This is a genomic window from Termitidicoccus mucosus, assembly GCF_038725785.1.
GTDB lineage: Bacteria > Verrucomicrobiota > Verrucomicrobiia > Opitutales > Opitutaceae > Termitidicoccus > Termitidicoccus mucosus.
The window spans coordinates 159,642-170,986 of sequence record NZ_CP109796.1 but is presented as its reverse complement, the minus strand read 5'-3'; the positions used below and the strand labels follow the sequence as shown (position 1 = coordinate 170,986).

Genomic DNA, 11,345 nt, shown 5'->3' with positions numbered 1-11,345 from the left:
ACTTGGCGAAGCAGCGCTGATTCGGCTGCAGGGCATGCGGATTGGTGGGCAGAGTTTTTTTTGAGCGGAAGGGTTGACGGGATTTCGGGCGAAATAGTTGGCGAAGATTTTGGTTTTTCCGGGCATTTTTGGGAGGGATGAAGAGACGTTTTTTGCGGAGAGCGCTCGGGGGTAATTCGCAAGATATCCGCGAAGTTCCACGCGGGGCAAAGGGAGATGCTTCCGTCCGGACCGGTGGCAAAGATGGATGCAGGTATGTTTTGCGGGTGAAAAAATTCGGTTTTGGCGGAGCGGGAAGTGGTCTCTGGAGGCGGGCCACCGGAGCACCGTGCACTGGCGCGGCCCCGCCCGCCGTCGCATCTGTGCGCTCACTCGTGCGCCTCCGCCACCCGCTTTGCCGCCGCGCGCACCGCCTCCACAAAGCCCGCCGGCCTCACCGCCCGCGCCCCGCCCGCGAAGCCGAGCACCCATGCCGCCGCCTCATCGAGGCCGCCCACGGTCAACTCCATTTCCAGCGTTCCGTCCTTTTGCTCGAAAATCTCCTGCGACTCATGCCAAAAGCGTTCCCGCGCCAGCGCGCTCGTATAAGCGTCGAAATGCACGCGCACCCGCGTCTCCCTCCCGCTCTTCCACAGTCCGAAACTCCCTCCGAAAAATTTCTCCGGGGAAAAATCGGATTTTCGCCCAAAACCTTTCCCTGTCGCCCTCGCCTCGCGCATCCGCGTCACCCCGAACATCCGCCAGCCCTCCCGCGCCAAATCCCAGCCGACGAGATACCACAGTCCATGCAGGCACGCCAAATGATACGGTTGCACACGCCGCCGCGCCGCCTCGCGCGCCAGCGGTTTTATATATAAAAACTCCAGTTCCTCACGCGCCAGCACCGCCTGCGCCGCCACCGCGCTCGTGCGCAAAAAATCCGCGTCCATCCGCGTCGCGCCCTTGTTGCGAAACGAAATCGCCGCGCCCAAATCCTCCGCGCGCACGCTCACCTCGTCCGTCAGTCCCGCCGCGAGCTTTTTCAGCGCGCCCTCAATCGTCCCCGCGAACGGCGTCCCTCGAAACGCCTCCGCCGCCTGCCGCGCCACCAACAGCCCCAGCAACTCCCCCTCGCTGATTTTCACCAGCGGAAAACTCTCCACCGTCCCCGAATAATAAAACCCCCGCCGCGCCCCGTCATACTCCACAGGCAGCCCCAGCGAATCGCGCATGTATTCCAAATCGCGCCGCACGGTTTTTTCCGACACCTCCAGCTCCCGGGCCAGTGCCGGCGCGTTCGGAAACCGCCCCGCCTGCAACCGCCCGTGAATTTCCATCATCCGCCTCATCGGCGGGCGCGACCGCAATTCCCGCTCCTCCGCCGGTGCCGGCACCGGCTTCCCCGGCACATCCCGTCTGATAGGATTTTTTTTCATAAAAACGCATTTTTCTCACCCTGGACAGTCTTTGTCCAATCAAATTTGCTATAACCAACTGGCGTAAATTTCATATGCCGTCCCGACCCGACCAGCGTCGCAAACCGGCCATCCGCAACTTGTATAAACTTCCCTTCACATGAGCACCTACCAGTTCGAAAAAAACGAATTCATCAAATTGAAGTCCATCGAATTTTTCCGCAACTTCATCCGCAACCATAACGACAAAATTACTGACGATGATGCCTTCAATCCACTGCGTGACGCCGTCGCGTGGACGGACGTGGTGCGTCACTTCAAGGCCGCATTTTCCGGGGATGAATTACGCGCACTCCACGCTGACATCCTCCTGGAAACGCTCTATCCCGCCGAGGCGGATGCAACGGGTCATGACACCGGTGCCTCGAAAAAATATCTGCGCCAGCATCTGACGGGCTTCTTTCAGGAAACGTGGAACAGCCTGAGCCATGACAAAATGCGGAGCATCATATTAAACTTGCTCGACACGCCCGCTGCCACCGTGCGTGAAAAAGACATTTTTGAGCATCGTCTGGAGGAATTGCAGGCCACGCTTCTTCTCTCCGAGATGGAGCGCGACACCCTGCTCGTGCTTTATTTTATCAACGACAACTTCCTTGCCCTGCCAGAGGCTTGCCCCCGGTCCATCGCCCCCCGTAGAAAAATAAATTTTATCGCCCAATGCCTCGACCATGGCATCCACGAAGTTCGCCACATTCTCTCTCCCGACGCAAAATTGCAACGCTATGGCTGCATTGACCGCGATTTTGATTTCAACTCCGTGCTCCACGGTTTTCTTGTCGGTGCCGACAACAACCCGCTTGCCAGCCACTTTTATGCCAAACACGACGGCGAAACCCTGCCGTGGGATTTTTACGGCGAGCTTGCTGAAAAACACGGCGCCCTCCTGAAACGCCTCGTTCTCGCCCGCGCGCCGGAGCGCGGACTCAACATCCTACTCCACGGAGAGCCGGGCACGGGCAAAACCAGCTTCGCCCGCAGCCTCGCCCGCGAATTAAACATGGAGTGCCACGAAATCGCCCAAGGCAAAACCGACCGGGATGGCGGCCACGTCAGCCACACCGCCTTCCGCTTCGGCGCGCTCCAACTCTGCGCCAGTCGCATCCGTGCCGGGCGCGGAATAATAATTGTCGACGAGGCCGACGACATGCTCCGCCGCGCCGGCTCCGGCGGCTTGCTTGGAATATTTTCCGATTCCGCCCAGTCCGGTGCCGGCGACAAGGGGCGTCTCAACGCCGTGCTCGACACCATAAAGGCAACCGTCGTGTGGATTACAAACACTCCCTCCGGCGAGCTCGACGAATCGAACCGCCGCCGCTTCGATTATTCCATCCGCTTTGACAAGCTAAACGACGTCCAGCGTCTCGCGATTTGGAAAAACAATGTCCGGAAACACAAATTGGAGAATCTATTCGACGACATCGCGCTCGAAAAATTCGCCGGCGACTACGAAACCAGTGCCGGCGGCGTCTCGCTCGTGCTGCAAAATATCGCCGCCCTCGCCCCTGAAAAAAACGAGGCTCCCGTGCTGGTCGAAAAACTGATTGTCCCGCATTGCGAATTGCTGGATATCAAATCCGCGAACACCGCCCTGCTCCCGGCGAAGGATTACACACTCGACGGCCTGAATATAAAAAGCGCCGTCAAACTCGACCGCATCATCGCCGCCTTCCGCCGCTTCCAGTCCGAACCCGCGCCCGCCTCGCCCGACCGCCCGCGCATGAACGTCCTCCTCTCCGGCCCTCCGGGCACCGGCAAAACCGAGTTCGTCAAGCATCTCGGCAAAACACTCGACACAAAAATTGTCGTCAGGATGGGCAGCGATTTGCTTTCAAAGTGGGTCGGCGGCACCGAGCAGAACATCGCCGCCGCCTTCCGCGAGGCCGGCGCCGGCAAATATATACTCTTCCTCGACGAAATAGACGGTCTCCTGCAAAACCGCGAGCGCTCAAACCGCAGTTGGGAAGTCACGCAAGTCAACGAACTCCTCCAGCAGATGGAAAATTTCGGCGGCATCCTCGTCGCCGCCACCAATTTCTCCCAAAATCTCGATCCCGCCGCCATCCGCCGTTTTACCTTCAAGCTGGAATTCGACTATCTCGATTCCCCCGGGAAAGAACTTTTCTTCGAGCGCATGTTTTCCTCGCCGCTCACCGCCGGCGAGGCGGCGCGCCTTGAGGCCATCCCCAACCTCGCCCCCGGCGATTTCCGCACCGCGCGCCAGGGTTTGTATTATCTCGGCGGCGATATCACCAACAACGACCGCCTCGCGGCGCTCGAAACCGAAAGCAACGCCAAAAAACAGACCGGCTCCGCCGCCCGCCGCATCGGCTTCGGCACGGTCGGAAGCCGCTCGTGAATCGCCATGCAACCACATCCGCGCGCGACCGCGACGCGCGTCGCCTTTGCCCCGGTGCAGGCGGTAGAAACGCCATTTCCCGCACGTTCAAAAGATATGACAAAACGCCAGACACCAAAAATTTTCCCCTCTTAAATGAAAACTATTGCATCCCAACATGCCTTATTCCTATGGTGGAAACTTCCACGAACTATGATTGCCTTTGCAAAGACTGGATTTTTACGGACAGCAAAACCTCGCGAAAGATTTCGCTGGCAAACTGAACACCTTGCGTCGAGACACTATCAAATCGTCGGAGCTCCCGACGATGCCAAAACAACGCAACGTGAGTCCTTAGCCTTCAGCGTCATCGCTCACAATGATCCCAAACACACATCCCTGACGACCTTGCTCACAAAAACAGAGTGGACTGGTTGCCGGAAGGAAAGAATCAAAGCATAACGCTCTTTCGAGTTTTCAGAAATTTCTAGGGCGTGTCTTCAAATTAAATGAACAATAATGAAAATCGGTATCATGAATTATTATAAAACAGGTTGTAATTGGAAAGGCCCTGATGGAGAAGACCTTTCGCCCCATGATAATGTACTCAAGGAATATCACATCGCCATTTTCGATCCAGAAGAATTTCAGCCCCAACCCAATGACAGAGTCGCATTTGCAAACGGATATAAGATATTCGCGATAGGAATTATTGGCGAAGCAAAAGGCCAACCTCTAAATGATGCGTTAAAGGCTCAATTTATTGGAAAAATACCCGAAAAAAATTTGAAACAGATCTATTATTATGAGGTTAAATGGTACGACCTTCCGCCAGCGAATGTCATAGAATATAAAGAGCAGAAAGGTTGTGTGCGAATCGGTAAAGGCGAAGTGCAACGTCAAATTGAGGAAGAAATTTTAAAAAACAACCAAAATGCCATGCTAAATGAAATCACGTCCCTGCTCGCCGCAAACCACAACATCATCCTGACCGGTGCGCCGGGGACGGGTAAAACTTTTTTGGCAAAACAAGTTGCCGCCAAGTTGATACTTGGCAATGATGACAAACTGCCAGACAACGACCGGCGCTTGGGTTTCGTTCAATTCCATCCATCCTACGATTACACGGATTTTGTGGAGGGATTGCGCCCGAAGAACGAAAACGGTCATGTCGGCTTTGATTTAAAAAACGGTATTTTTAAGCAATTTTGCAAAGATGCCTTATCCAAATCAGATGACAAATCAGATGACAAATCAGATGAAAAGTTTGTCTTTATCATAGACGAAATCAACCGTGGCGAAATCTCGAAGATTTTCGGCGAATTGTTTTTCGCGATCGACCGGGGGTATCGCGGAGAAAAGGGCAAGGTCCAGACGCAGTATGCAAACCTGATTCAGGACGGAGATAAGTTCAAAGACGGCTTCTTTGTCCCGAAAAACGTCTATATCATCGGCACAATGAACGACATTGACCGCAGTGTCGAGAGTTTCGATTTCGCCATGCGGCGGCGGTTTGTTTTCAGGGAAATCACGGCGGATGATAGCGCAACCAACATGGGGCTGCTGGGGCCCACCAAAGCGCGCATGAAGTGGTTGAATAACGCCATTGAAGACATCGAGGAGCTGAATGCGGCTTACCATATTGGCGGTTCCTATTTTCGCAAGGAGGATGAACAAAGCAAGGTGGTGATTGAGCCTAATTACGATAAGTTATGGACATTAAAAATTGCCCCGCTTTTGAAAGAATATTTGAGAGGAATGCCGAATGCGGATGCAAAGTTGGAAAAACTCAAAAAGGCCTACGACGATGGCGGTCGCCAACCCGACAACAATGCTGCGCACGACGGACAATAATTGCGGGGTTCTACTCGATTCTAGTGAGAGAGCGCATGCCGCAAATCTCCAGAAAATCGCCAATGTGCGTTTGGATGAACTCACCCTGGAAGGGTGCCCGAATTTGCTCGTGTTTCCCCGTGAGTGGAATGACCGTCAATGCGACGATGTGCGCGAAAACCAGATTTTTTCACTTCACGAGAAGAATAAGGACATAATACTGACCACCGGCAACATCATGGGATTTGTCGGCGTCGGCGAAACGGATTTACGAATTTCGTCACGTTTTGCGCCGGGTGACAAAAAAAATTATTTCCTGCATTACATGCTCGGAAAGGTTTGCGGCATCAATGTTGTGAATCTCGACACGCAGAGTGACAAAGAAGGACTGGAGAATTTCCTGCCCTATCTGTTTCCCGCTTTTTTACGACGGGCGCTTTCCCACGGGATTTTTAAGAAATACCAACACCGCCGGTATAACGACGCGAACATTCGCGGACCGATCGATGTGACGCGGCACATCCGGCTCAACATTCCCTTTGCCGGAAAGGTCGCCTACTCCACCCGTGAACACAGCCGCGACAACGCCATCACCCAGCTTATTCGCCATACCATCGAACACCTGCGCACAAACGACATTGGCCGCTCCGCGCTGACGAGCAGCCCCGACACGCGGGCGGACATTCAGGAAATCGAAAATTACACACCGGCCTACAACCGGAACGACCGGCAGAAAATAATCAGCGCGAACCTGCGGCCCGTCGCGCATCCCTATTTCACCGAATACCGCCCCTTGCAAAAACTCTGTCTGCAAATTCTGCGCCGAGAAAAAATCTCCCACGGCGAGGACAAGGACAAAATCCATGGTTTGTTATTCGATGGCGCGTGGCTGTGGGAGGAGTATTTGAATGTGGTTTTAAAGAAGTGGTTTGACCATCCAAACAACAAAACAGGAAAAGGCGGAGACTATTTGTTTAAAACAACAGATGATAAAGACGAGCAGGAGATCTATCCGGATTTCATCACCCCCGCGGACAATAACAGGCCTCGAATTGTCGCCGACGCAAAATACAAACACTTGGAACAAAAGGACAAGGAACATGGACGCGATGACTATTTCCAACTCATCACCTACATGTATCGCTACCAGTCAACAAAAGGAATTTTTCTATTTCCCATTTGCCATGATGCCGACTTTTTCAGAAGAAATGATGTCGGCCTTTTCAAAAAGGAACTCTTCATCAAAGGAACCGCTGGGAAAATTTTCAAGCTGGGTTTGAAAATACCGGAGGCCGGCGAAAAATTTCAGGCATTTTCCAAGGACATGGGAGAGGCGGAAAAACGATTGCAAGAAGAAATCGGAAAAAGAATTAGCTAAATTTTCACAGGAAGTCCTGCAGGCTACAGCGCGCGTCGGAACGACTCACGTCGGCCTGCCTACCGACGAAAATCATCCGGATTGGGCCGCCCGCCGCACTCATAGCGCAGCAGTTCGTCGAAATCGTCCAGCGCGCGTTCCGGATCGCTTTGCAGGCTTTTCAGCAAACCGCGCTCCAGCGAATCCCGGGAAAGCGGTTGCAGCCGTCGCTCGATGATCACGCGCAACCCGAGCAGAAGCAGTTCGCGCCCGATCGCCGGGCGCGGCGCCGGCCCTCCCGCCCCGCCCTCCAGCTCCAGCCGCGCCAGCCATTTTTTCCGCGCCAGACCGGGAGAAAGGAATTCCACGCCGAGCAGCGGCACGTCCTCCATCAGGCAGCGCTGCTTGAGCCCGTGCGCCTGCCCGCGTGTCGGCACCAGCACATGGCTGCGCCGCAGCCCGCCGTCCTTGTTCGCCAGCCAAGGGCGCGCCACCTCGCGCCACGCCGTCTCGGCGTGACGGAAAAGATGCAGTGTCGCATGGGTTTGCGCGGCCATGGCGGAATCGTTTTCGGACGGGATGCGAAGAGCTTGGCGTGGCGTCCGCCCGGCGCAAGGGCGCATCACCAGCCGCTTCCGGATATTTCATTGTTCACCGGTCCTTGCCGCAAAGCATACAGGACAAATGTGCAGTCTCCGCCCGCACCGCTGCATGCGGGCCATATCAGAAATGATAAACATGGGCGCGTGGAGTCCTAATAGAGCCCCGGCATTTGAATTTATTACCCTACTGGCACGACGTGTGCTGAACGGCACGTGCACGACTTGCAATCTGCGACGAAGGCAGGAACAGCGCCCAAGCCGACCCCGACGGGTTCAGTGGTTTCTTCCCGCGAAGCATGAGATTCAACTCAGCGGCATACCCACACAAATCAATACAATCCGGCATACAATATGACAACGCATATGAACAAACGTGAATTCCTGAAAAAAGCTGGTCTCGGCGTGGCGGTGGCAGCCACCGCGCCTTATATAATGGGCGCGAAAAAAACCGCCATCAAATGGCGTCTGCAAACCTATGCCGGACCGGCCCTGGGAGAGCATGTCATAAAGCCGGCGATCGACGCCTTCAACAAGGCGGCCGACGGCGAGATGGTCATCGAGCTTTATTACGCCGACCAGCTCGTGCCCACCAGCGAGCTTTTCCGCGCCATGCAAAAGGGCACCATCGATGCCGTCCAGAGCGACGACGATTCCATCGCCTCGCCCGCCGACGTGCGCGTGTTCGGCGGCTACTTCCCCTTCGCCACCCGTTACAGTCTGGATGTGCCCACGCTCTTCTACCAATTCGGTTTGGATAAGATCTGGGAGGAATCCTACGCCGAGATCAAAGGCGTCTCCTGGCTGAGCGCGGGCGCGTGGGACCCCTGCCATTTTGCGACCAAAATGCCGATCACCAGCCTGGCCGACTTGAAGGGCAAAAAGATTTTCACCTTCCCGACGGCGGGCAAGTTCCTGACACGGTTCGGCGTGGTGCCGGTGACGCTTCCGTATGAGGATGTGGAAATGGCCCTGCGCACGGGCGAGCTGGACGGCGTGGCCTGGTCGGGCATCACGGAAGATTACACCGTGGGTTGGGCGAACGGCACGAATTATTTCCTCACCAACAATATCTGCGGCGCATGGATCGGCTCCTTCTTCGCCAACACCAAGGCATGGGAAGCGGTGCCGGATCATCTCAAGACGCTCTTCAAGCTGTGCATGGACAGCTCGCATTATTATCGCCAGTATTGGTATTGGGGCGGCGAGGCGAAGCTGCGCGTCGATGGCGACAAGCTGCAACTCACGACCATCCCCGACGCCGAGTGGAAAACCGTCGAGGACGAGGCGGTGAAGTTCTGGGACGAAATCGCCAAGACCAGTCCGCGCGCGGCCAAGGTCGTCCAAATTTTCCGTGAATACAACACCCTCATGTCAAAAGCGGGCCGGCCGTATCGCTATTGAGCGCCGCCTTGGAGCGGCATGCCCTGGCAATCCGTTCCCGGACTGGAGGTGCGGGGATGGCGATTATATATACATTCTTACATTCGCCACCCCGCCTTCCCGTCGTCCCTGCCTCTTTTTTAATCACACGCGCTTATGACTGACACCAAATCAACCGCCGCCCCGCTTGCCTCGTTTGCAACAGAGTCCGCGGGCCAGATTTACGACCCCATTCAGGCGTTGCGGGCCAGATTCTCCTATCCGCCCCCGCTCCGGCGCACCTTTGAGAAGGGGGAATTGACCGCCATCGGCCTGCGCGGGCTGGGCGCCTACGTCAAGGGCGTGAACAAAATCAACCATGCCGTCGGCCATGTGGCCATGTATCTGCTGGTGTTGATGCTCGGCATCCTGGTCTGGTCGGTTGTCTCCAAGGGCCTCGGGAAGCCTTCGATCTGGGTGATGGAAATGGCCCAATTCACCATGGCCGCCTACTACCTGCTCGGCGCCGGCTTTTCCATGCAGCAGGGCGCGCATGTGCGCATGGATTTTCTCTATGAACGCTGGAAGCCGCGCCGCCGCTCGCTCGTGGATTCCTTCACGAGCGTGTTCCTCATTTTTTATCTGGTGATGCTCGTCATCGGCGGCTGGTCCAGCAGCGCGTATGCCCTCGAATTCGGCCAGCGCAACCGCACCGTCTGGGCGCCCCCCATGGCCCCGATCAAAATCATCATGACAACCGGCATGTTCCTGATGCTCCTGCAATCCACCGCCGAGCTCGCCAAGGACATCTGCCGCGCCTGCGGTTTTGAACTGGTTCAGGAAAAAAACACCGCCGCGCCGCAAGCCGTGGCGGACGCAAGCCCGGCGCCCGCTCCGGCAGGCTGAAGCCAAGCCGCATGGGGTCGCCGGACGCGGCGCCCGGCCTGTTTCGCCGGGTGCCGTTGGTTGTCTTTGCGCCCGATGCTCCCAATCGACGCCGCCGTCTCCTCCCCCGCCTTTATCCGTGAATTAATACAATGAGTCCCTCAATAGTCATCCTGTTGATGTTTTCCTCGCTGATGCTGCTCATGCTCACCGGGCAGCGTGTGTTCGGCGTCATGGGGTTTGTCGGCGTCGTTTGCGCCTTGTTCCTGTGGGGAAACAACTGGGACACCGAGATGGGCTTCAACGCCGCCATCAAACTCTTCAACTGGTATCCCATGCTCACGCTGCCCATGTTCATTTTCATGGGCTATATGATCTCCGAGTCGGGCGTGGCCAACGATCTCTATCATGCGTTGCACGTCTGGACGGGCGGCGTGCGCGGCGGTCTCGCCATCGGCACCATGCTGCTCATGGTCCTCATCTCGTGCATGAACGGCCTGAGCGTGGCGGGCATGGCCATCGGATGCAGCGTCGCCCTGCCCGAGCTGGTCAAGCGCAACTACGACAAGCGCATGATCAGCGGCATCATCCAGTCGGGCAGTTCGCTGGGCATCCTCACGCCGCCGAGCGTGGTGCTCGTGCTTTACGGCATGATCGCGCGCCAGCCCATCGAGCAACTCTGGCTGGCCGGCGTCGTGCCGGGACTGCTGCTCGCCGGATTGTTTTTGCTCTATATCATCATCCGTTGCTGGATACAGCCCGAGCTTGGCCCGGTGCTGCCGGCCTCGGAGCGCAATTTCACCTGGCGCGAAAAAATCCGCGTGCTCAGCGCCGGAATCATCCCGCTGGTGCTCATGGTGGCCGTCATCGGCTCGTTTTTCTTCGGGTTCACCAGCCTGGTGGAAAGCTCCGCCGTGGGCGCGCTCGGCGCGCTTCTGGTCGCCTTTTTCAGAAGGCGGCTGACCAAGAAGGTGTTTTACAACACCCTCGTGCAAACGCTCAACGCCAGCGCGATGTTCATGTGGATCATGATGGCGGCGCTCGCCTTTGCCGCGGTGTTTGACGGCCTGGGCGCGGTGCGCGCCATCGAGGGCGTGTTCCTCAACGACTGGGGCCTTTCCCCGTGGTCGGTGCTGCTGCTCATGCAGCTCTCGTTTATCATTCTCGGCATTTTCCTGGACGACACCGCCATGCTCGTGATTGTGGCGCCGCTTTATATTCCGTTGATTTCCAAACTCGGTTTCAGCCCGGTGTGGTTCGGCGTGCTTTATACGATAACATGCCAGATCGCCTACCTGACGCCGCCGTTCGGCTATAATCTGTTTCTTATGCGCGCCATGTCGCCGCCCGAGTTCACGATCAAGGATATCTACATTTCGATCGTGCCGTTTGTCCTGCTCATGCTGCTGTCGATGGCCCTCATCATGCTGTTCCCGCAAATCGCCCTCTGGCTGCCGGCGCAGTTTGCCCGCTAAATAAAAAAACGAATCCGGCCCGATTCCCGCTGCTGAAAATCA

8 protein-coding genes are annotated in these 11,345 nt (G+C 56.3%); 6 read left to right on the top strand and 2 right to left on the bottom strand.

What is annotated here, in order from left to right:
- Window positions 1-368: 368 nt before the first annotated feature.
- On the bottom strand, window positions 369-1,415 hold the full coding sequence (locus OH491_RS00555; RefSeq protein ID WP_084442696.1) for a helix-turn-helix transcriptional regulator: 1,047 nt from the start codon (window positions 1,413-1,415) through the stop codon (window positions 369-371).
- Between the two features lie 139 nt (window positions 1,416-1,554).
- Here OH491_RS00555 and OH491_RS00550 point away from each other — a divergent pair, with 139 nt between their 5' ends.
- From OH491_RS00550 to OH491_RS00540, 3 genes are all read left to right on the top strand, one after another.
- Window positions 1,555-3,813, top strand: coding sequence for an AAA family ATPase (locus OH491_RS00550; RefSeq protein WP_068772965.1), 2,259 nt, complete (start codon window positions 1,555-1,557; stop codon window positions 3,811-3,813).
- A gap of 513 nt (window positions 3,814-4,326) precedes the next feature.
- Window positions 4,327-5,646: an McrB family protein gene (locus tag OH491_RS00545; protein ID WP_334319728.1), complete on the top strand. Its 1,320-nt coding sequence runs from the start codon at window positions 4,327-4,329 to the stop codon at window positions 5,644-5,646.
- The gene (locus tag OH491_RS00540; protein WP_334319729.1) at window positions 5,600-7,003 is read left to right on the top strand and encodes an McrC family protein; all 1,404 of its coding nucleotides are present in this window, start codon (window positions 5,600-5,602) and stop codon (window positions 7,001-7,003) included. Before OH491_RS00545 ends, OH491_RS00540 begins: the two co-directional genes overlap by 47 nt.
- 59 nt (window positions 7,004-7,062) lie before the next feature.
- On the opposite strand, the gene OH491_RS00535 is transcribed toward OH491_RS00540, so the two are convergent.
- Window positions 7,063-7,539 carry a hypothetical protein gene (locus OH491_RS00535; protein WP_068772967.1) on the bottom strand — a complete coding sequence of 159 codons (477 nt, stop codon included), beginning with the start codon at window positions 7,537-7,539 and terminating at the stop codon, window positions 7,063-7,065.
- Between the two features lie 408 nt (window positions 7,540-7,947).
- On the opposite strand from OH491_RS00535, the gene OH491_RS00530 reads away from it, so the two are divergent.
- The 3 genes from OH491_RS00530 (at window position 7,948) to OH491_RS00520 (ending at window position 11,303) form a co-directional block, all read left to right on the top strand.
- Window positions 7,948-8,985, top strand: coding sequence for a TRAP transporter substrate-binding protein (locus OH491_RS00530; protein ID WP_068772968.1), 1,038 nt, complete (start codon window positions 7,948-7,950; stop codon window positions 8,983-8,985).
- 135 nt (window positions 8,986-9,120) lie between these two features.
- Window positions 9,121-9,849 (top strand): TRAP transporter small permease subunit, encoded by a 729-nt coding sequence (locus tag OH491_RS00525; RefSeq protein ID WP_334319730.1) that lies wholly within the window; start codon window positions 9,121-9,123, stop codon window positions 9,847-9,849.
- A 131-nt stretch (window positions 9,850-9,980) separates the two neighbouring features.
- Window positions 9,981-11,303: a TRAP transporter large permease gene (locus OH491_RS00520; protein WP_068772969.1), complete on the top strand. Its 1,323-nt coding sequence runs from the start codon at window positions 9,981-9,983 to the stop codon at window positions 11,301-11,303.
- Window positions 11,304-11,345 lie beyond the last annotated feature (42 nt).

What these genes read in the sequence shown, in the direction of transcription:
- OH491_RS00555 (WP_084442696.1), bottom strand. Translation starts at nt 1,415, where the DNA reads ATGAAAAAAAATCCTATCAGACGGGATGTGCCGGGGAAGCCGGTGCCG.
- OH491_RS00550 (WP_068772965.1), top strand. Translation starts at nt 1,555, where the DNA reads ATGAGCACCTACCAGTTCGAAAAAAACGAATTCATCAAATTGAAGTCC.
- OH491_RS00545 (WP_334319728.1), top strand. Translation starts at nt 4,327, where the DNA reads ATGAATTATTATAAAACAGGTTGTAATTGGAAAGGCCCTGATGGAGAA.
- OH491_RS00540 (WP_334319729.1), top strand. Translation starts at nt 5,600, where the DNA reads ATGGCGGTCGCCAACCCGACAACAATGCTGCGCACGACGGACAATAAT.
- OH491_RS00535 (WP_068772967.1), bottom strand. Translation starts at nt 7,539, where the DNA reads ATGGCCGCGCAAACCCATGCGACACTGCATCTTTTCCGTCACGCCGAG.
- OH491_RS00530 (WP_068772968.1), top strand. Translation starts at nt 7,948, where the DNA reads ATGAACAAACGTGAATTCCTGAAAAAAGCTGGTCTCGGCGTGGCGGTG.
- OH491_RS00525 (WP_334319730.1), top strand. Translation starts at nt 9,121, where the DNA reads ATGACTGACACCAAATCAACCGCCGCCCCGCTTGCCTCGTTTGCAACA.
- OH491_RS00520 (WP_068772969.1), top strand. Translation starts at nt 9,981, where the DNA reads ATGAGTCCCTCAATAGTCATCCTGTTGATGTTTTCCTCGCTGATGCTG.